The organism is Paludibacterium paludis (assembly GCF_018802605.1).
Lineage (GTDB): Bacteria > Pseudomonadota > Gammaproteobacteria > Burkholderiales > Chromobacteriaceae > Paludibacterium > Paludibacterium paludis.
The window spans coordinates 3930719-3951652 of the sequence record NZ_CP069161.1 but is presented as its reverse complement, the minus strand read 5'-3'; the positions used below and the strand labels follow the sequence as shown (position 1 = coordinate 3951652).

General features: G+C 61.8%; 20 protein-coding genes. 18 read left to right on the top strand and 2 right to left on the bottom strand.

Going from position 1 to position 20934, the window contains the following annotated elements:
• Positions 1 to 53: 53 nt before the first annotated feature.
• The 15 genes from JNO50_RS18320 to JNO50_RS18250 all read left to right on the top strand — a co-directional run bounded on the left by JNO50_RS18320 (position 54) and on the right by JNO50_RS18250 (position 14950).
• Positions 54 to 2204 carry a UvrD-helicase domain-containing protein gene (locus JNO50_RS18320; RefSeq protein WP_189531980.1) on the top strand — a complete coding sequence of 717 codons (2151 nt, stop codon included), beginning with the start codon at positions 54 to 56 and terminating at the stop codon, positions 2202 to 2204.
• A 28-nt stretch (positions 2205 to 2232) separates the two neighbouring features.
• A complete protein-coding gene (locus JNO50_RS18315) occupies positions 2233 to 3906 on the top strand; it encodes a tetratricopeptide repeat-containing response regulator (RefSeq protein WP_189531982.1) in 1674 nt (557 codons plus the stop codon).
• A gap of 156 nt (positions 3907 to 4062) precedes the next feature.
• Entirely contained in the window at positions 4063 to 5580 is a 1518-nt protein-coding gene (locus JNO50_RS18310) for a sensor domain-containing diguanylate cyclase (RefSeq protein ID WP_215796424.1), read from the top strand.
• A gap of 60 nt (positions 5581 to 5640) precedes the next feature.
• Complete coding sequence (locus JNO50_RS18305; protein WP_189531985.1) at positions 5641 to 5820, top strand: DUF3460 family protein; 180 nt, start codon at positions 5641 to 5643, stop codon at positions 5818 to 5820.
• Positions 5821 to 5888: 68 nt separating this feature from the next.
• Entirely contained in the window at positions 5889 to 6557 is a 669-nt protein-coding gene (locus JNO50_RS18300) for an O-methyltransferase (protein WP_189531987.1), read from the top strand.
• Between the two features lie 93 nt (positions 6558 to 6650).
• Positions 6651 to 7061, top strand: coding sequence for a biopolymer transporter ExbD (locus tag JNO50_RS18295; protein WP_189531988.1), 411 nt, complete (start codon positions 6651 to 6653; stop codon positions 7059 to 7061).
• The gene (locus tag JNO50_RS18290) at positions 7058 to 7933 is read left to right on the top strand and encodes an energy transducer TonB (RefSeq protein WP_189531990.1); all 876 of its coding nucleotides are present in this window, start codon (positions 7058 to 7060) and stop codon (positions 7931 to 7933) included. Before JNO50_RS18295 ends, JNO50_RS18290 begins: the two co-directional genes overlap by 4 nt.
• A gap of 57 nt (positions 7934 to 7990) precedes the next feature.
• Complete coding sequence (gene tolB / locus JNO50_RS18285; RefSeq protein WP_189531992.1) at positions 7991 to 9280, top strand: Tol-Pal system beta propeller repeat protein TolB; 1290 nt, start codon at positions 7991 to 7993, stop codon at positions 9278 to 9280.
• Between the two features lie 31 nt (positions 9281 to 9311).
• The gene (gene pal, locus JNO50_RS18280; protein WP_189531994.1) at positions 9312 to 9836 is read left to right on the top strand and encodes a peptidoglycan-associated lipoprotein Pal; all 525 of its coding nucleotides are present in this window, start codon (positions 9312 to 9314) and stop codon (positions 9834 to 9836) included.
• 77 nt (positions 9837 to 9913) lie between these two features.
• The gene (gene ybgF / locus JNO50_RS18275; protein WP_189531996.1) at positions 9914 to 10651 is read left to right on the top strand and encodes a tol-pal system protein YbgF; all 738 of its coding nucleotides are present in this window, start codon (positions 9914 to 9916) and stop codon (positions 10649 to 10651) included.
• 188 nt (positions 10652 to 10839) lie between these two features.
• Positions 10840 to 11328: a 5-(carboxyamino)imidazole ribonucleotide mutase gene (gene purE / locus JNO50_RS18270; protein WP_189531998.1), complete on the top strand. Its 489-nt coding sequence runs from the start codon at positions 10840 to 10842 to the stop codon at positions 11326 to 11328.
• Positions 11328 to 12458 (top strand): 5-(carboxyamino)imidazole ribonucleotide synthase, encoded by a 1131-nt coding sequence (locus JNO50_RS18265; RefSeq protein ID WP_189532000.1) that lies wholly within the window; start codon positions 11328 to 11330, stop codon positions 12456 to 12458. The genes purE and JNO50_RS18265 overlap by 1 nt, the downstream gene beginning before the upstream one ends.
• 16 nt (positions 12459 to 12474) lie before the next feature.
• Positions 12475 to 13344, top strand: coding sequence for a phosphoribosylaminoimidazolesuccinocarboxamide synthase (locus tag JNO50_RS18260; RefSeq protein WP_189532002.1), 870 nt, complete (start codon positions 12475 to 12477; stop codon positions 13342 to 13344).
• Positions 13345 to 13415: 71 nt separating this feature from the next.
• Positions 13416 to 13997 carry a GNAT family N-acetyltransferase gene (locus tag JNO50_RS18255; RefSeq protein WP_189532004.1) on the top strand — a complete coding sequence of 194 codons (582 nt, stop codon included), beginning with the start codon at positions 13416 to 13418 and terminating at the stop codon, positions 13995 to 13997.
• A gap of 8 nt (positions 13998 to 14005) precedes the next feature.
• On the top strand, positions 14006 to 14950 hold the full coding sequence (locus JNO50_RS18250) for an alpha/beta hydrolase (protein WP_189532006.1): 945 nt from the start codon (positions 14006 to 14008) through the stop codon (positions 14948 to 14950).
• Here the strand turns inward: JNO50_RS18250 and JNO50_RS18245 are convergent.
• Positions 14908 to 15249, bottom strand: a complete 342-nt coding sequence (locus JNO50_RS18245) for a DUF1294 domain-containing protein (protein WP_189532008.1) — start codon at positions 15247 to 15249, stop codon at positions 14908 to 14910. The genes JNO50_RS18250 and JNO50_RS18245 overlap by 43 nt on opposite strands.
• A gap of 158 nt (positions 15250 to 15407) precedes the next feature.
• Between JNO50_RS18245 and JNO50_RS18240 the strand changes: the two genes are divergently transcribed.
• Positions 15408 to 17429 carry an NADPH-dependent 2,4-dienoyl-CoA reductase gene (locus tag JNO50_RS18240; protein WP_189532010.1) on the top strand — a complete coding sequence of 674 codons (2022 nt, stop codon included), beginning with the start codon at positions 15408 to 15410 and terminating at the stop codon, positions 17427 to 17429.
• Between the two features lie 796 nt (positions 17430 to 18225).
• On the top strand, positions 18226 to 19329 hold the full coding sequence (locus JNO50_RS18235; RefSeq protein WP_189532012.1) for an ADP-ribosyltransferase: 1104 nt from the start codon (positions 18226 to 18228) through the stop codon (positions 19327 to 19329).
• Here the strand turns inward: JNO50_RS18235 and JNO50_RS18230 are convergent.
• Positions 19320 to 19811, bottom strand: coding sequence for a TlpA family protein disulfide reductase (locus JNO50_RS18230; RefSeq protein WP_229804522.1), 492 nt, complete (start codon positions 19809 to 19811; stop codon positions 19320 to 19322). The two genes, JNO50_RS18235 and JNO50_RS18230, sit on opposite strands and share 10 nt — an antisense overlap.
• A gap of 113 nt (positions 19812 to 19924) precedes the next feature.
• On the opposite strand from JNO50_RS18230, the gene JNO50_RS18225 reads away from it, so the two are divergent.
• On the top strand, positions 19925 to 20872 hold the full coding sequence (locus JNO50_RS18225; protein WP_189532014.1) for a carbohydrate kinase family protein: 948 nt from the start codon (positions 19925 to 19927) through the stop codon (positions 20870 to 20872).
• Positions 20873 to 20934: the final 62 nt, after the last annotated feature.

Below are 20934 nucleotides of genomic sequence, written 5' to 3'. Positions count from 1 at the left end.
GGATCCGCCGCCTGATGTAGAATCGGAGTTTTGATGAAACCGTGTCCCGCCCCATGAGTGCCGATCTGCTTGACGGTCTGAATACCGAACAACTGCGCGCCGTCACCTGGCCCGCCCGCTCCGCGCTGGTTCTCGCCGGAGCCGGCAGCGGCAAGACCCGCGTGCTGACCACCCGCATCGCCTGGCTGTTGTCCACCGGACAGGCGAGCCCGGCGGGCGTGCTCGCCGTGACCTTCACCAACAAGGCCGCGCGCGAAATGCAGACCCGTCTGTCGGCCATGGTGCCTGTCAATGTCCGCGCCATGTGGATCGGCACCTTCCATGGCCTGTGCAACCGCTTCTTGCGCATCCATCACCGCGACGCCGGTCTGCCCGCGACCTTCCAGATTCTCGATACCCAGGACCAGCAGGCGTTGATCAAGCGGCTGCTGAAAAGCCTCGAGGTGTCCGAAGAGAAGTTTCCGCCGCGCGCCGTGCAGAACTTCATCAACGGCAACAAGGAATCCGGCCTGCGCGCCGACAAGCTCTCCGCGCACGACGCCTACACCCGCAAGCTGATCGAGCTGTATGCCGCCTACGACGCCCAGTGCCGGCGGGAGGGGGTGTGCGATTTCGCCGAGCTGCTGTTGCGCAGCTTCGAGGTGCTCAGCGCCAACGCCGCGCTGCGCGAACATTACAGCGAGCGGTTCCGCTATATCCTGGTCGACGAGTTCCAGGATACCAACCGCTTGCAGTACGCCTGGCTCAAGCTGATGGCGGGCAGGCACGCGAATCTGTTCGCGGTGGGCGACGACGATCAGTCGATCTACGCCTTCCGTGGCGCGGATGTCGGCAATATGCGGGCGCTGTTGTCGGACTTTTCCGTTGCTGAGCCGGTGCGGCTCGAACAGAACTACCGTTCGATGGGCACCATCCTCAAGGCGGCCAATGCGCTGATCGAACGCAATGACGGCCGTCTTGGCAAAAATCTGTGGACCGACGCCGGTGACGGGGAGCCGATCCGGCTTTACGAGGCCTGGTCGGATGGCGACGAGGCCGAGTTCATCGTGGAGGAGGCCCGCACCCTCAAGCGCGAAGGCTTCGATCTGGCGGACATGGCGGTGCTGTACCGCTCCAACGCCCAGTCGCGCGCGCTCGAACACGCGCTGGTGAATGCCGGGTTGCCTTACCGGATCTACGGGGGGCTGCGCTTTTTCGAGCGTCAGGAGATCAAGCACGCGCTCGCCTATCTGAGGCTGGTCGCCAATCCGGAAGACGACAACGCGCTGTTGCGGGTCATCAATGTGCCGGCGCGCGGCATTGGCGCCCGCACCGTGGAAAACCTTCAGCTGGCGTCGCGCGAGCAGGGTGTTCCGTTGTGGCGCGCCGCTTGCGGCGCCGGAGGCGGCCGGTCCGCCGCGGCGCTGGGGCGCTTCGTGCTGCTCGTCGAGGATCTGCGTCGCAAAGCCGAGGGGCTGACCCTGGCGGAAACCGTGAGCCTCGTCATCGATCATTCCGGGTTGCGCGACATGTATGAAGCCGATCGCAAAGAAGGTGAAGAGCGGCTGGCCAACCTTGACGAACTGATCAATGCCGCCGCCGGTTTCATGGCCGACGATCCGTCGCAGGCGCTGATCGAGTTCCTGTCGGCGGCCTCGCTCGAGGCCGGAGACCATCAGGCCGAGGCCGGCGAGGACGCGATCCAGCTGATGACGGTGCATTCCGCGAAAGGGTTGGAGTTCGGCGCCGTGTTCGTCTCGGGCCTCGAGGAAGGACTGTTTCCCCACGAGAACAGTTTCAACGACCAGAAGGGGCTCGAGGAGGAGCGGCGGCTGATGTATGTCGCCATCACGCGGGCCCGGCAGCGTTTGTACCTGACCTGCGCCCAGTCGCGCATGCTGCATGGCCAGAGCCGCTATCCGATCCGCTCGCGCTTTGTTGATGAAGTGCCGGCCGAACTGCTGCGGGTGCTGTCGTCCGGTCGCCGCCCGGCTCCCGAGCGCGAGGCGGCGCGAGCGCCGTGGCTCGGCGACGGCATGCCGGTATCGCACGCCAGGGATCTGGCGGGCTTTGCCATTGGGCAGAGCGTGTCGCATGCGCGTTTCGGCACCGGCGTGGTGGTCAATGCCGAAGGAAGCGGCCAGGATGCGCGGCTGCAGATCAATTTCGCCGAACAAGGCCTCAAGTGGCTGGATCTGCGGTTCGCCAAACTGACGCCGGTATGAGGTCTTTTCGTGGAACAGGACGCCCCCGATGAACGATGACGCTCCCGCCCGCCGTCCGGCCCAGGAACCGGCCGACCCGTTTGCGCGCAAACTGTTCCTGGTGGTCGACAGTGTTCCCGAGATGCAGCGGGCGCTGGCGATGACCCTGTCCTCGTTCGGCGTGGACAAGGTGGAGTTCGCGAGCAAGGCCGGCGACGCCCTCGCGAAAATGAGTCGTTTCGAGTTCGATGTGGTGCTGTGTGATTACGACCTGGGCAATGGGTACGACGGTCTGTACCTGTTCGAGGAAGTGAAGGAGCGCAATCTCGTCAAGCAGTCCTGCGTCTTCATGATCGTGACCGGCGAGCGGCGTTCCCAGCGGGTGATTTCGGCGGCGGAGCTCGCGCCGGACGACTACCTGCTCAAACCCTTCACCGGGGAAGTGCTGTCGCAGCGCCTGGCCAAAGCCATCCGCCGCCGCGCGGCGTTCCGGCTGGTCGACGAGGCCATTCTCAAGCACGAATACCTCGCGGCGATCGAAACCTGCACGCGCAAGATCCGCGAACGCGGCGAATTCACGCTGGATTTCATGAAACTCAAGGGCTCGTTGTCGCTGAAGATCGGCGACTACGACACCGCCCGCGTCCTGTACAGTGAAGTGCTCGCCCTGAAAAATGTGCCCTGGGCGAAGATGGGGCTGGCCAAGGCGCTCAGCGGCCTGAAGGCCTACCAGGAGGCGCGGCTGCTGTTCGAGGATGTGCTCGCCGACAATGATCGGGTGATGGAAGCGTACGATTGGCTGGCGCGCCTGCACCGGCTGAGCCACGATCTGCCGCAGGCGCAGTCGGTGCTCAAGACCGCCGCCGATCTGTCGCCGGTGGTGATCCGGCGCCAGCAGCAGCTGGCCGAAGTGGCGATGATGAACAAGGATCTGGGCGTGGCGGCCCAGGCCAGCCGGCAGGTGCTGGACATCGCCAAGTACACCTGGCACCGCCATCCGACGCATTACGCCACGTTGGCACGGGTGCAACTGGCGCAGGGCGAGGCCGGCGCGGCGGCGCGCACGCTGGCCAGCCTGCGCCGGGATTACCGCTACAACGAGCTGGGCGAATGGATGGCCGATGTGGTGGACAGCCAGCTGCAGACAGCCAGCGGCAATCACGCGCGCGCCGCGTCGCTGCTCGAAGGGGCGCACGAGCGTCTCGGGGTGATGACCGCTTCGCCCGATCCTGGTTCGCGCATGGAGTTCGCCCGCGCCTGTTATGCGCAAAAACGCAATGACCTCGGGGACGCCACCTTGTGCGATCTGGTGCGCAATCACCACGACGACGAAGCGCTGCTCGGGTCGCTCGGCGATCTGTTCGAAGAAGTCGGACGAGGCGAGATCGGCCGCGATCTGATCGCCTCGAATGTGCAGTCGGTGGTGGATCTGAACAACCGCGCCGTGCGCGACGCCCAGGGCGGCGATTTCGAAGGGGCGATCGAGCGTTTCGCCCGGGCGCTCGAGGACATGCCGGACAATGTGCAGGTGATGCTCAACCTGGCCAACGCGACGGTGGCCTATGTTCACCATGCCGGCTGGCATGAAAGCCACATGCGACGCGCGGCCGAGCTGTTGCGGCGGGTGCGCGAGGTGGCGCCGGCCAACAACAAGTTCCAGAAGATCCTGCAGTCCTGGCGTGTACTGACGGAGAAGTCGGGGAAACCGCACTGGGGGCTGTAAGCTGTGTTATCCTATGGCTGGCAATGATGTCCGCATTCCATGTTGTTTGATTTAAGTTAAGTGTAAATACCTAATTGGCTTGAATTAACAACCAAACAATGCGCTATGCTCTACCATTAATGCTCTTTAATATTTCCCTCTAGGCTCAAGTAACACATGCAGATGAGATCGGTCTATCTCGCCAGCGGCTTGCTATGGCTGGTATTGACGGTTCTGACCGGACTGTCTTTCGCCAGCCGGGCCGTGTCCGAGGCACAGACCGAGTTCACCCGCATCAGCCAGCAGCTCTTCGAAAACATCGGGCAAAAGCTTCAGGTCAATGAAGCTGTGCTCGACAGTTACGCAACATTCACCGGTCTTGGCATGAAAAACGGCGGACAGGAAGAACGTCAGTTCGTCCGCCAGTTCCTGCAGCGCTACCCCCAGATCATCGCCGTGATGCGCATCGAGCGCGTGCCGCTCGCTTCGCGCGACAGCTTTCTCAAAGAAGCCCGGGCGCGGCACGGCATGATGTACACGATTCACGGTCTGGACAAGGACGGCAAAGGCGCCGCCGGCTCCGTCGCGTTGAGCGAGGAGGGATTTCCCGTCACCTTCATCGAACCGTCCAACCGGATCAGCTCGCGCTGGCTGGGCGCCGATATCGCCACCAATGATTTTTTGCGCGATACCCTGCTTGACGCCATCGAAAGCGGGCGCAGCGCGGCGTCGCGTTCTTTCGACTGGGCCGACGGCCGGGCCGCTTATCTGATGGTGCGTCCTTCCGACGATTTGTCGACTTATGTTTCGGCTGGCGGCATGCCCTGGCATTTTGTCGGCATGATGGTCCGCACCGGATCCCTGTCGTCGCAGGTCGGTGATCTTCCCCCGGGAATGGCCGTGCGGCTGTGGCACAAGCGTTTCTCCCCGAGCGCTCCGCAAGGCTGGTTCGTCAATGTGGCGGAGCCGCCATCGGGGTGGCTGGAGTCGCGCATCTTTCCAAGGCTCGAGCGTGTCCGCCAGGTCGGCAGCGAGGCGCAGCCGCTGATTCTCAGCGTGAGCTGGCAGTTGGGCTGGAAACAGATCGGCCTGTTCGAATGGGGCATGAGCGCGGCCCTGTCGCTGGTGACCATGGTGCTGCTCTGGCTCGGCTGTGAAAGCTACCGCCGCTATCTGAGCAGCCGCGTGGAACGCGAAGCGCGGCTTTTTTATCTCGCCAACCATGATCGCCTGACCGGTCTTGCCAATCGCGGGCTGTTTTATGACCGCCTGCAGCATGCCATTTCGCGGCTCAATCGCAGCGGCAAGCGTCTGGCGGTACTGTTCCTCGATCTGGACCGCTTCAAGCCGGTGAACGACACGTATGGGCATGTGGTCGGCGACCGGATTCTGCAGATGATCGCGACGCGGATGAAGCAGGCCTTGCGCAGCGAGGATACCGTGGCCCGGCTGGGTGGCGACGAATTCGTGGTGCTGCTCGAGGACATCGAGTCCTACCGCGAGGTCGATCGTGTGGTGGCGCGCCTGAAGGGCTCGATCGAGGAGATCTTCGAAGTGGAGGAGCACCGGATCCGGGTGGGCGTCAGCATCGGCGTGGCCTATTATCCGGAGGACGGTGTGCTGATCGAGGAGCTCCTTTCGGTCGCGGACCGCAAGATGTATGGCGACAAACGGGAACCGGAAGCCGTCTGCTGACGTGCCATGACGGACGTTTTGCAGTACACTTCCCCCGACAGGACACAAAGGATGATCAGGATGTACCAATCCGACTTTACCCGGTTCATGAACGCGTTTCTGGACGAGAATCCCAAGGTGGAGACCGAGCGCCGCGAATTGCGCCTGACCTGGTGGGACCGCCAGGTCGATCTGGACGACCAGCGCCGCTGGAAAGAGTCGCGTGTCGCCCAGAAACCGTACGTATACCAGCCGGACTGATAGACCGGCTTTCCCGCTCCGACGCCCGCTAACCCGGGCGTTTCGCATTTCGGACCCGACTTGACCCGATGACTCGCCGTTCACCTTCTTTTGATTCCGCCATTCACGACTACCTGCTCAAGGTCGGCGTGACGGAGACCCCCGTTCAGCGCGAACTGCGCGAATTCACCGCCACGCACCGCATGGCGAAGATGCAGATCGCGCCGGAGCAGGGGCAATTGCTCGCCTGGCTCGCTCGCCTGACCGGCGTGCGCCGCTATCTGGAGATCGGTGTGTTCACCGGTTACAGCGCCCTGAGCGTGGCGCAGGCCCTGCCACAGGATGGCGAGGTGGTCGCGTGCGATGTCAGCCGGGAGTTCACCGGTGTTGCCGAAACGTACTGGCAGCGCGCCGGTGTTCGCGACCGCATCCGGCTGGTGCTTCAGCCCGCCATGCGCACGCTCGACACCCTGATCGGAGAAGAGCGGCGCGCCGCCGGCTTCGACATGGCCTTCATCGACGCCGACAAGCCCGGCACCCCGGATTACTATGAGGCATGCCTGACTCTGGTGCGCCCGGGCGGCATCATCGCCATCGACAACGTGTTCCTTGGCGGCCGGGTGGTTGACCCGGCCAAAAGCGATCCGCCCGGCGTTCACGTCATGCACGCGTTCAATGCCTCCCTGGTGAAGGATGAGCGCGTCGCGCTCTGTCTGCTGCCGATCGGCGATGGCATGACCCTGCTCATGAAACGGTGAACTTTTCATGTCAATGCCAGTCCCATTAATTTCCCCATCATTCCGTGCTGGTGCAAGGTGTATGATGGATAAGTTCCCAATGCCCAAATCGCCATGCTGAATCGCCGTCCCCGCCGCCAGGTCAATCAAATGAATGTCGTGCCCTACATCGATGTGATGCTGGTGCTGCTGGTTATCTTCATGGTGACCGCTCCCATGTTCACGCCGGGGGTGATCGACGTGCCGAGTGTATCGCGCGCGCGCAATGTGGACGCCCGGCCGGTTGAGGTGGTGATCGAGGACAGCGCGCACATCATCGTGAAAACCGCCGACAAGTCGATCAACGCCGGTTCCGCCGAGGAACTGGTCGATATCGTCAAGGGGCTGGGTTCTCCCGACCAGGCCTTCGCCATTTCGGCGAACAAGGATCTCAAGTATTCCGAGGTGATCCACGTCGCCGACCTCTTGCACAAGGCCGGCATCAAGCGCGTGGCGCTGACCGTCAAACAGGGCGCGAACGGATGAGCGCATCTCGCGGACGCGACAGTCTGTCCGGATCGCTGGTCGTCTCCGTCCTCCTGCATCTGGCGGTGCTGGCCGGGGCGATCTGGTTCGGCATGACCCGCAAGGCGCCCCAGGACGAGGCGCCGGTTGCCGTCGAATTGTGGAGCAGCGCGCCACCTCCTCCTCCGTCCGCCGCACCCGCCGTGAACGTCGCGCCGGCGCCCGAGCCGGATGTCCGGCCCGAGCCGCTGGAGGAAACCCCCAGGGCCGACGTCAATCTGCACCGCGAAGACAAGCCCGCGCCGCGCAAAGCCGAGGCGTCAAAGCCTTCCGAGAAGCCCAGACCGAAACCGGAGCCGCGGCCCAAACCGGTGCCAGAGCCCGTGCCCCAGCCCAGGGTGAAACCCGAGTCTCATCCCGCGCCGGCGGCGAAGCCGGCGCATCCGTCGGTGGCGCCGTCCGGCAAGGGCAGCCGCACGGCGCCGCGTTACAACCCGGTGGCCGACGATCTCTTGGCGGATCTGAACAGTGCCAATACCACGCGCCCGGCCACCGCGAAGCGGGATCAGGCCGGCGCGGCCAATGGCGTGGCCGGTGGCGCGGCGAGCGGCAACGGTGCGCGCGACGGCTATGCTTCCCGCGTGCAGGCCAAGGTCCGGCCGCTGGTGCAGATGCCTCCCGACATGACGGGCAATCCCCAGGCGATTGTCCTGGTGACGTTGTTGCCCAGCCTGGAAGTGCGCGACGTGAAGCTGGTGACGTCCAGTGGCAACCGCGCCTACGACGACGCGGTGATGCGCGCCATCTGGGACGCGAAGGTTTTTCCGGCATTGCCTGCCGGAGCAAGTTTTACTGACTACCGGCGCCTGACCTTGCGCTTTAGTCCGAAATAGCTTGCAAGACGTATATGAACTAACCAAATCAGATATTTGTTGCGATAGAGGGAACTCATGGCCAATTTCAGGACTCTCATCTACGCCGGCATGGCGCTGATGCTGGCCGCCGCGATGCCGGCGGCGCGGGCGGAAATGGTGATCGACATCATCGGCGGTGGCGCCAATCGCCACGCCATTACCATCGCGCCTTTCAAGGATGAGACCGCGCGGGCTGGCGGCAACCTGACTCCGGTCGTACGTAACGACCTGTCCCTGTCGGGCGAGTTTCGTCTCGTGGATGGCGCGGATGTGCCCAATGTGCCTTTCGAGCCGGCGGACCTGAAATATCCGCTGTGGCAGGCGAAGGGCGTGCAGTCGATCGCCATCGGCAAGGTCGAGGCGGCTCCCGGCGGGCAGATGACTATCAGCTTCCGCCTGATGGATATCGCCCAGCACAAGCAGTTGACCGCGGGACAGTTCACGGTCGGTCCGGATCGCGTGCGCGAAGTCGCGCATACCATCGCCGACATGATTTATGAGGCGATCACCGGGCAGAAGGGAATTTTCAATACCCGCATCGCGTATGTCCTGAAATCGGGACGCAGTTATCAGCTGCAGATCGCCGATGTCGACGGCGCCCGGGCGCAAACCATCCTGCGCTCGAAAGAGCCGATCATGTCGCCGGTCTGGTCGCCGAACGGCCGTTACCTTGCGTATGTGTCCTTCGAGACCCAGAAACCCGTGGTATGGGTGCAGGATCTGGCGACCGGATCGCGGCGCGCCGTGGCGAATTTCAAGGGCAGCAATTCGGCGCCTGCCTGGTCGCCTGACGGCTCCACGCTCGCCGTGGTGCTGACGACCTCGGGTAATTCACAGATTTACCTGATGAACGCGTCCGGCGGTTCGCCGCGCCGTGTCGTTCACAGTGACGGTATCGACACCGAACCGACCTTCACACCCGATGGCGGCCGGTTGCTGTTCGTTTCGGATCGCGCGGGCGGACCACAGATTTACAGTGTGCCGACACAGGGCGGCGCCGTGCAGCGGCTAAGCTGGAACGGCGGGTACAACGTGTCGCCACGTGTCGCGCCGGATGGCAAGAGCTTTACCTATGTGCGCCGCGAGGGCGGCAAATTCCGGGTGGTGATCCAGGAGATGGGCGGCGGCGACCGCTATCTGTCGGATGGACCGGACAACGAACGACCAAGCTATGCGCCCAATGGCCGCATGGTGCTTTACGCCAGTGAAGCCGGTGGCAAGAGCGTGTTGTACGCCGCCACGGTGGATGGCAGCAGCAAGATGAAGCTGGCCGTGATCAACGGAGATGTGCAGGACCCCGCGTGGGGCCCGTTCAATGCTCCGTGAATTCCTGAACCCTTTTTCGAGGAGTGAAAGCATGAACTGGAAACACCTTCTGATGGGCACTGCGACGGTTACCCTGCTGGCCGCTTGCGCCAGCACCAAGCCGGAAACCGCCAAGACGGCGCCGGTGGACGCCACGCCCAAGTCGACCGCCCCTGTCGATCAGAACGCGGCCAACCAGGGCAAGGTGGCGGTCGATCCGCTCAATGACCCGAACAGCCCGCTGGCCAAGCGCAGCGTGTATTTCGATTTCGACTCGAATGTCATCAAGCCTGAATTCAAACCGCTGGTCGACACGCATGCGGCTTATCTGAAAGCGAACCCGGAGCAGAAGGTCGTGATTCAGGGCAACACCGACTCGCGCGGCAGCCGTGAATACAACCTGGCCCTCGGCCAGCGACGCGCCGAGAGCCTGAAAAAGTCCATGGAAGTGCTGGGCGTGAAGGACAAGCAGCTCGAAGCGGTCAGCTTCGGTAAGGAAAAGCCGAAGGCCGAGGGCAACTCGGACGCGGCCTATGCCGAAAACCGTCGCGACGACATCGTCTACCAGCAGAAATAAGCGTTGGCTGAAGACACGGCCGGATACCCCGGGTTAGGCTATCCGGCCATCTGTCTTTTTCGGGGAGAAGAACAACGATGAAACGCGTCGCCATCAGCGCGCTCATGCTGGCCGCCCTTGCCGGTTGCGCGACCAACAGCGATCTGGAGGCCACCCGGCGCCAGATCGACCAGGTGAACCAGCAGGCCAGCAGCCGTCTTTCCGAAATGGAAAGCAAACTGTCCAACGACAAGCTGCTCGATCTGGTCAGCCAGGTGGATGCCCTCAAGGCGGAGATCGCCAAGCTCCGCGGAGAGAACGAGGTCATCAACTACACCCTGCAGACCACCCAGAAGCGGCAGAACGATCTGTACGCCGATCTGGACGCCCGTCTTGGCAAAGTGGAAGGGGCGGCCGCCAGCGCTCCGGCCGCCAGTCAGCCGCCTGCCGCTGCGCAGGGAACGGCCCAGGCCGCGCCCGATTTCGACAAGGCCCTCAAGTTGTTGCGCAGTCAGGATTTCGCCAACGCGGTGCCTGCCCTGCAGCGTTTCATCAGCCAGAATCCGGATTCGCCGCAAGCCGTCGAGGCGACCTACTGGCTGGGCGTCGCCCATGCCGGTCTGCGTCAGTACGACTCGGCGATCGATATCCACCGTCGCTTCGTCGAACAGCATCCGGACGACCCGCGGGCGCCAGATGCGTTGCGCAGCATCGGTTTGTGTCAGCGCGCGCTCAATCAGCTCGACACCGCCCGCGCCACTTTCCGTCGCCTGATCAAGCTCTACCCGAAGAGCCCCGCCGCGATCAAGGCGAAAGAACAGCTGAAAACCCTCTGACGTCCCGAACGCCGGAATGAAAACCGCGAAGGCTCCTCGCGGTTTTTTTGCGTCTGGTGGCATGAAGAATGACGGCCAGATACAGGCTAAGTCGTTGAATTTGCTTTACGTAAAGACATAAATCGTTTCCGGGGCATGGCGCGCTTCGGGTAAAATGCCATCTTTATGACCCCCGAAGGCGTAAAGGCATGATCGAAGTTGGCATCGTGATGGGCAGCAACAGTGACTGGGAAGTCATGCAGCATGCGGCCCGAGTGCTCAAGGAGTTCAGCGTGGCATTCGAAACGCGGGTGGTTTCCGCGCATCGCACACCGGACCTGTTGTTCCACTATGCCGAAACGGCGCGCGAGCGCGGTCTCTCGGCGATCATTGCCGGTGCCGGCGGCGCCGCCCACTTGCCGGGCATGCTCGCGGCCAAGACCACGATTCCCGTGCTTGGCGTGCCGGTGCCATCGCGTTATTTGCGCGGCGAGGATTCCCTGCTGTCCATTGTGCAGATGCCCAAGGGCATCCCGGTCGCCACCTTCGCCATCGGTGAGGCGGGCGCGGCCAATGCGGCGCTGTTCGCCCTTGCCATGCTGGCGGTCTCCCGGCCTGAACTGGCCGATGCCCTGGCGGATTTCCGCCGTCGTCAGGAAGAGGCGGTTCTCGCCATGACGCTGCCGGAGGTCGAGTAATGGCGGCGATTCTTCCTCCCGCGCGGCTCGGCATCCTGGGCGGCGGCCAGTTGGGCTGCATGTTCACGGTGGCCGCCAAGACCATGGGGTACCGGGTGACGGTGCTCGACCCTGACCCGGCCGCGCCGGCCGCGCGTTTTGCCGATACCCACCTTTGCGCCCCTTACAACGATCCCGTGGCGTTGGCCGAACTGGGTGCCAGCTGCGCGGCGGTGACCACCGAATTCGAAAACGTCAACGCCGACGCCATGCGCGAACTGGCGCGGCATACCCGGGTCTGTCCGTCCGGCGACGCGGTGGCCGTGGCGCAGAACCGCATTGAGGAAAAGGCCTGGATCAACCGCGCGGGCTTGCCGACGGCGCCCTATCTTGTGGTCGACACCCTGGCCGACATCAATGTCGATCTGTCCGCCTGGCTGCCGGGCATCCTCAAGACGGCGCGGCTTGGTTATGACGGCAAGGGTCAGGTGCGGGTCGCGACCGCGCAGGAGGCGCGGGCTGCCTGGGCCGATCTGGGCGGCCAGCCGTGCGTACTGGAAAAACGGGTCGATCTCGCGCTCGAGATTTCGGCCATCGTCACGCGCACCAGCGCGGCGCAGACCGCGGTGTTCCCCCTGGCGGAAAACCGTCACGCCAACGGCATTCTGGACGTGTCGATCGTGCCGGCCCGGGTCGAGGCGACGCTGGCCGCCGCCGCGCAGGACATGGCCCGGCGCCTTGCCGACGCGCTCGACTATGTGGGCGTGCTGGCCGTGGAGTTCTTTGTGCTGGAGGATGGTTCGCTGGTGATCAACGAAATGGCGCCCCGCCCGCACAACTCCGGTCATTTCACCCTGGATGCCTGTCTGACCGACCAGTTCCAGCAGCAGGTGCGCGCGATGTGCGGCCTGTTGCCGGGCCGTACCGATCTCTTGTCCCCCGCGGTGATGGTCAACCTCCTGGGGGATGTCTGGCGGGACGATGGCGGTGAGCCGCGCTGGGATGTCCTGATGGAGGCGCCCAACGCGCACCTGCATCTGTACGGCAAGGCGCAAGCCCGTCCCGGCCGCAAGATGGGACACTTCACCGTGCTCGCTTCATCCGTCGACGACGCGCTGGAGCAGGCCATGGCGCTCAAGGAAACCCTGTAAGGAAGGAAAGCTGTTCATGTCCGGTACCACTTTGACGAGCCTGAAGAAGATCTATTCGGGCAAAGTCCGCGATCTGTATGAAATCGACGAAAAACGCATGCTGATGGTGGCGAGCGATCGCCTGTCCGCGTTCGATGTGATCCTGCCCGAACCGATTCCGGGCAAGGGCGAGATCCTGACGGCGATTTCCAATTTCTGGTTCGATCATCTCAAGGAGGTGGTGCCCAACCATCTGACCGGCGACCGCGTCGCGTCGGTGGTGACGACCGAAGAGCTGCCGCTCGTCGAAAAGCGCGCCGTGGTGGCCAAGCGCCTCACGCCGGTGCCGGTCGAAGCGATCGTGCGCGGTTACCTTGCCGGTTCGGGCTGGAAGGAATATTGTCGCGCAGGTTCGGTGTGCGGGATCGCCTTGCCGGCGGGACTCAAGGAGTCGTCGCGCCTGCCCGAGCCGGTTTTCACCCCGTCGACCAAGGCGGCGGTCGGCGATCACGACGAGAACATTTCCTTTGACGAATGCGCCAGCCGCATCGGCCGGGAACTTGCCGAACAGGTGCGCGATACCGCCATTCGCCTGTACCGTACGGCCAGTGATTACGCATTGAGCCGGGGCATCATCATTTGCGACACCAAGTTCGAGTTCGGCCTGGACGAGCATGGTGTCCTGACCTTGATGGATGAGGCGCTGACGCCGGATTCGAGCCGTTTCTGGCCGGCCGACAGTTATCGGGAAGGCACGACGCCGCCGAGCTTCGACAAGCAGTTCGTACGCGACTGGCTTGAGGCCAGCGGTTGGGACAAACGCCCGCCGGCGCCCTCCGTTCCCGCCGAGGTGCGCCAGAAAACCGCCGACAAGTACCGCGAGGCGCTGACCCGGCTCGCCGGGTGATCGTCTTGTCCGGGCGCGGCGCTGAGGCTAGAATCGGTCGACGTATGACAACATATTGACCGGAGACCCCCTTGGCGCTGCCTCACCCCGAATTATCGACCCCGCATGCCAAAATCGTTCTTGCGCGTTCCTCGCTGGCAAGGGGCATGCTCGAATTCCAGTTGAGAAACCGCGACCACCTCGCTCCCTGGGGCGTGGCGCACTCGGACAGTTACTATACCGAAGCGTACTGGATCACCAGTTTCCGGCAAGCGGTGCGGGACTGGGACGAAGGACGCGCCGTTCGCCTGCTGCTGCTGGATCCGGAGCACGCTTCCCGTGTTATCGGCACCATCTCTTACTCCAACATCGTGCGTGGCGTGTTCCAGGCCTGCCATCTGGGGTACAGCATCGATGCCAAGCACGAAGGCAAGGGGCAGATGCGCCAGGCCCTGAAGACCACCAACGACTTCATGTTCCAGCGCTTGAAGCTGCACCGCATCCAGGCCAACTACCAGCCTCACAACGATCGCAGCGCGCGTCTGTTGTCGAGGCTTGGCTTCACCATCGAAGGCAAGGCCAGCCGCTACCTGTTCCTGGACGGGGAATGGCGCGATCATGTCCTGACCTCGCTGATCAATCCCGATTTCAAACCTGAATACATTCTTGGCTAGGGAGCCTCATGGATGCCTTCGAACTGACCGCGGCCGACGGGCGCTCCATTCCGGTTTGCCGCTGGATGCCGGTCATTCCGGCCCGTGGTGTTGTGCTGGTATCGCACGGGATGAGCGAGTATGCCGCGCGCTACGACCGACTGGCGCGAACCCTGGTTGAGGCCGGCTATGCGGTCTATGCGCATGATCATCGCGGTCACGGCGCGCGAGCCGAAGTACGGGGGCTCTTTGCCGTGAAGGATGGGTGGCAGCGTGTCCTGGGCGATCTCGATAACGTGCGCCGCAGGGCGGAGGACGATAACCCGGGCCTGCCGCTGTTCGTGTTCGGTCACAGCATGGGCTCCTTCATCGCCAGAGCGCATTTCTTGTCCCGGGGCGAGGGGCTGGCCGGTCTGGTCTTGTCCGCCACCGGATACCGGCAATCCGCGATGGCGCGCGTCATGCGCGCGGTGGCCGGGCTGGCCGGGCGTGGGGGGCGGAGCGCCGTAGCCAGTCCTTTCATGGCGAAGCTGGTGTTCGGCAGTTTCAATCTGGGGTTTGTCCCTGCCCGCACGCCGGTCGACTGGCTCAGCCGCGATCGGGACGAAGTGGATCGGTATAGGGCGGACGCGCTGTGCGGCTTCGCGCCGACGCCGTCGCTATGGTCCGACCTGTTCGGGGGGATACTGGCCATGGAGCGGGAAGAAAAGGCCGGCCGGGGCCTGAACACCGGCTGTCCGGTCCTGCTGTTCGCCGGCAGCCGCGATCCGGTGAGCCTAGGCGCATTCGGTTTGGGCCAACTGGCGCGCCGCTACCGGCAGGCTGGCCTGGCCGATGTGACCGTCAAGGTCTATCCGGGCGGTCGGCACGAGATGCATAACGAAACCAATCGGGAAGACGTCGAGGCGGATTTGATCGCGTGGCTGGATGCTCACCGTCCCGCCACCCAGAACCACGCCCCCCACGCGGCGTAGTGCACCGCCACGATCAGCCAGAATACCCACTGGTAGCGCGATTTGCTGCATTTGTGACGCAAGAGACGCTGCGCGATGAGCGCGCCGGGCCAGCCTCCGGCCAATTCCATCAGATGCAGCGTCGTTTCGGGAACTCGACGTCCTCCCCGTACGGCCCGCCATTTGTCGAAGCTGTAGAGAATGAAGGTCAGGCAGCCTGCCGCAAGATACAGTTGTACGGGCCAGCGCAGTTCCCGCATCCAGGCCAGCAGGCTCATAACGAGAACAGGGAAGCCTCCCGCCAGGCTCAATCCGCGCATACGCGAGCGCTTTCTTTATGGGTTTCCAAGGTGGCAGAGTGTAGCGCATCGTGGGGAACGCCGTATGCGGATTGACAACTTACTTACTAGTAAGTATCGTCAAAATGATTCCAATGTATACGTCCCAACCTGGCCGCATGCCTGAACGAGGAAGTCCTATGAGCGCTTATCCGCATCTTCTTGCCCCCCTTGACCTGGGGTTTACCACCTTGAAAAACCGGGTATTGATGGGTTCCATGCATACCGGCCTGGAAGAAGCCCCCCAGGGCTTTGAAAAGATGGCCGCGTTCTACGCGGAGCGCGCGGCGGGCGGTGTCGGTCTGATCGTCACCGGCGGTGTCGGCCCCAACCCGGAAGGCTGTGTGGCAGAAGGCGCCTCGATGCTCGCCAATGAAGAGGAAGTGCCGCATCACCGCCTGGTGACCGATGCCGTGCACGCCGCGGGCGGCAAGATCTGTCTGCAGATCCTGCATAGCGGACGATACAGTTTTCAGGAGAAGTGCGTCGCTCCGTCGCCGCTGATCGCACCGATCAACTTCTACCGTCCGCGCGAGCTTTCCGAAGAGGATATCTGGCGCACCATCGGCGATTTCGCCCGTTGCGCGCGCCTGGCTCGCGAGGCGGGGTACGATGGCGTGGAAGTGATGGGCTCGGAGGGGTACCTGATCAACCAGTTCATCGCGGCCGAGACCAACAAGCGCACCGACGGCTGGGGCGGCAGTTACGAAAACCGCATCCGCTTCCCCATAGAAATCGTCAAAGCGGTCAGGGAGGCCGTTGGACCGGATTTCATCATCATTTACCGACTGTCGATGCTCGATCTCGTTGGCGAGGGCAGCCAGTGGGACGAGGTCGTCACGCTGGCGCGCGCCGTTGAAAAGGCGGGCGCCACCATCATCAATACCGGCATCGGCTGGCACGAGGCCCGCGTACCGACCATCGCGACCATGGTGCCGCGCGCGGGTTACGCCTGGGTTACCCGCAAGCTGCGCGGCGAGGTCGGTATTCCGCTGGTCGCCACCAACCGCATCAACACACCGGAGGTGGCCGAATCGGTGCTCGCCGACGGCGGTGCCGACATGGTCTCCATGGCGCGTCCTTTCCTTGCCGACCCCGAGTTCGTCAACAAGGCGGCCCAGGGGCGCGGCGACGAGATCAATACCTGTATCGGGTGCAATCAAGCGTGCCTTGACCACATTTTTCAGGGAAAACTCACCTCCTGTCTGGTCAATCCGCGCGCTTGCCGCGAAACCGAGTTGAACTACCTGCCCGCTGCCACCCGCAAAAAAATCGCCGTTGTCGGCGCGGGACCGGCCGGCCTGGCGTTCGCCAGCATCGCCGCCGAACGCGGTCACGATGTCGCCCTGTTCGACGAAGCGAACGAAATCGGCGGGCAGTTCAATGTCGCCAAACGCATTCCGGGCAAGGAGGAGTTTTACGAGACGCTGCGGTATTTCGGCCGTCGTCTGGAAACGACCGGGGTGAAGCGGCAACTGGGCCGCCGGGTAGGGGCGGAAGACCTCGCCGGCTTCGACGAGATCGTGCTGGCGACCGGCATCACGCCGCGTGCGTTGCAGATTCCGGGCATCGATCACCCCAAAGTGCTGTCCTATCTTGATGTGCTCAAGCACGGCAAGCCGGTGGGCAAATCGGTGGCGATCATCGGAGCCGGGGGCATCGGCTTCGATACGGCCGAGTTCCTTGCGCACGAAGGCGAGCCGACCTCGCTCGATCCCGTGCGCTTCATGGAAGAGTGGGGCGTGGACATGAGCCTCGCGTCGCGTGGCGGTCTGGTCAAGGAAGGTCCCAAGCCGCATCCGAGCCCGCGCAAGATCTGGCTGTTGCAGCGCAAGCCCGCCAAACCGGGCGAAACGCTGGGCAAGACCACCGGCTGGATCCATCGCGCCAGCCTGAAGATGAAGTCGGTGGAAATGCTCGGGGGCGTCAGCTACGACAGGATCGACGACGCGGGCCTGCACATCACCATCAAGGGTGAAAGCCGTGTGCTGCCGGTCGATAATGTGGTGATCTGCGCGGGGCAGGAGCCGCGGCGCGATCTGGTCGCGGATCTGGAGGGGCAAGGCAGGACCGTGCACCTGATCGGCGGCGCGGATGTCGCCGCCGAGCTGGATGCCAAGCGCGCGATCGACCAGGGGGCTCGCCTGGCGGCTGCGATATGATTCATCCGTTCGCCCGCTAAGCCGGACTGATCCAAACCCCCGTTGCCAAGGCACGGGGGTTTGTTTTATGGAATGGGTTGGAAGCACGATACGGAACGTGAACCCACGCTTCGCCCTGACCGACACTGTGAACGGTTGGTTCCTCCCTCTTTTTTTGCCAATGATGAGGTGGCGCGACGTCCTTGGAATTGCCGAAACGTCCTCCCGTGTCGCTCCTGCTCGGCGGATAGGGGAGAAAGCCCGATTTTTTGCCGGGTTTCAAGCGAAGCGGGCATGCCCGTTCGGTGCCGATCCTCTTCCCGCCGTTTTTCCAGTTTGTTTTCGTTGTCGTTTTCGCCCCCCAGTTGGATACCACTCTGTGGCGCTCCCGTTAGCGCCTCGTGCGGGGCGGTCATGCTTGATGCTTTTTAAAGTGAAATGGTGACTTGTTGGCAGGTATGAACGATTAAACAAGTGAATGGCAGCCTCTGTGCTCTTTACGGACTGACAGGCTGGTTACTAAGTTAATCGTTTTCTGAAAGTATTTCTGCTGCATCAGCATATACTATGAGAAATGGCAATGTAGAAAAAAGATAGTGAAATCGAGAAGGGTGGTGATGCAGACGAGTGTTGCAAAACGCGGTCTGTTACTCATTGATAAAGAGATTTTGCCATCTATTTAGTGGTGTTTTGCGGTATGGGAAAGCTGGTTTTAGGATTGCGCTGTATTGATATTCCGGGTTTTGCTATGGATCATATTTAATAATGTTACTTGTGGTTGGTTTTTGGAAAAACAATTTAATTTTGGTGTTTGATCATGTTAAATATATTTACTAATTGTGCGAATTTTGAGCGTTTTAATAAACTCATTTCGTCAGGAATTCAACAGGGCAAATTGAAGTTTGTCACTGCTGTCCATAATGTTGTCGAGACTGTTTGTGGAATTGCCGAGGTCGGAGCCAACCCTGAATGCTGTAATCTTCAGGAAGGGAGGGGGATTGCTACGGATTATAAGAATACGGGGTCGTCCCTCATGAAACCCTCTGACATGGTTCCAACTCTGTCATTCAAGGACAGTGAGTGGTACGCGAAAAATAGTTTTCTCTTTGATAAAGCAGAGACATTTCTTTCTTTTTATCATGAAAATTCAGGCTCCTTGCGGAATGCTGTTGAAGGATATAAAAAATATTCCAACGAATGCAAAGATGAACGAATTCGGCTGGATTTTGAAGAGTATTTGGCCGTGAGGGTCTACAGTGACAGCCATTATAAGGAAATTAATAATGCCCTGCGTGGAATCGGAGAGGATAGCAAAAGGAATCTTTATGAGCAGCAGGGAGTGATCACTGCTCTCAAGCGCGCTATAGAAAAGCTTTCCACTTCGGAGGTGGCAAAGACGTTTCGTGGAGAAAATTCAGTGCCGTTTGAGATGCGTGAGGGTGATGAGGTGGCGTTTTCAGGGTTTATTTCAACAGCTCGTAAGGTTGGTGTTGTGGACGAATTTACTCACTCTGATAAGCGACATAACCGTTTCGTTGTGTTTGGAAAGACAGGGGCAAGAATTGATAACCTATCGAATTTTCCTGAGGAAAAAGAGTTGCTATATAAAGATGGCACAAGGTTCAACGTTGTATTCCGTCACGATCCGACGAAATTGTCTTGGCCTATCAAGCACGATGACCGGCGTACGCGGGACCGCAAGCCATTGGCCGTTCGGACTGTCCTCGAGGAGGTCGGGCTGCCCGGTGCAACAGGGAAAAACGCCGATGCGCTGACCGACTATCGCATGGATTCGCCAAAGCCCGAGTCTGGTTCCGCGAGCGTTCGGCGACGTTCCGAAGGCGCCATACCGGCTAACTTCGGAGACATTAACCCGAGAGGCCGTGCTCTGGCCCCTCGGCGGCATGACCGTCAGCGGTAGCGCATCACCGTATCCGTGATGGTTTTTTCATCGAGCTTGCCCAGCAGCGTCGCCACCTGCTTGCCCTGACGGTCGAACACCACGGTGAACGGCAGTCCGCCCTGATGATTGCCCAGCGCCCGGGAGAGGTTCAGCGTCTCCGCGTTGCCGATCAGCACCGGCAGGGTAAGCTTGCTGAACTTCAGGTAGTTGTTGACTTCAATTCGGGTATCCATGGCGATGCCGACAACATCGATGCCTTGACCTTTCCAGGGCTTCGCCAAACGGTCCAGCATCGGCAATTCCTCACGGCAGGGGCCGCACCAGGTCGCCCAAAAGTTAACGACCAGTACCCGTCCCTGACCCGCGCTCACCCTGGCGCTTTGCCCGGAGACTGTGGTGAATGAGGCCGTATCCAGCGGCGTGGCGGCGAAAGCGGTTGGCGGCAGCATCAGCATGGCGCCCAGCATCAGCGATTTCAGTCGGGTTGCAAGGTTAATCATGTCAGCTCCTGAAAAGTATTCCTTATTGATATCCGTGGCTTGCGTGAAGCGACAGATGAACGATCGATTGTTTTCATGTTAAACTACTCGATTGATTTGGATGCGGAGTTCGCATGTCTCTTCTCGTGTGCGGGTCTCTCGCTTACGATACGCTGCTCACCTTCGAGGACCGGTTCCAGAATCACATTCTGGCCGATCAGCTACACAAGATTTCCACGACGTTCCTGGTGCCACACATGCGCCGGGAGTTCGGCGGCTGTGGCGGCAATATCGCTTACAATCTGGCCATGCTGGGCGAGGAGCCCTTGCTGATGACGACCGTCGGTGAGGATTTCGCTCCGTATCGGGCCCATCTGAAGCGGTTCGGGGTCAACGACAAATACGTGCGCACGGTGCGGGGGGAGTTTACTCCCCAACTGTTCGCCATCAGCGACCGGGATGCCAACCAGATCATGGCGCTTCACCCCGGCGCCATGACGCATGCCATCATCAATCATATCGCTGATGTCGAAGAGCCTATCGAGCTTGCCATCGTCGCGCCGTCCGGGCATAGCGGATCGGTGCAGCATTGCGAAGAGCTGGCCGCCGCCGGCATCCCGTTCATTTTCGATCCGGGGCAGGAACTGCCGCTGTTCAGCGCGGAAGAACTGCACCGTTTGGTCGGCCTGGCCAGCTACGTCACCCTCAACGATTACGAGAGCGAGCTGATGCGCGAGCGCGCTGGCCTTACCGTCGACGTCATGCGCGGGATGGTGGACGCGGTCATCGTGACCCGGGGTTCCAAAGGCTCGGAAATTTATACGCCGGATACCGTTCACCACATTCCGCGCGTGCAGATGCCGAACAAACCGCTCGATCCGCTCGGTTGCGGCGACGCCTATCGCGCCGGCTTGCTGTACGGCATCAGCCGCGGCCTCGATTGGATCGTGACCGGCCGCCTCGCCAACATCCTCGGCGCCATCAAGATTACCGCCCAGGGCCCGCAAAGTCACTTCTTCGACTGGGACATCATCACGGATCTGTACGCCGGTTCCTACGGCGAGCCATGGCCGCTGGCATAATTCCGTCACTCCGGCAGGGTTGAAACTCTGCCGATCCACCCCCACCATAGCGGGATTACACA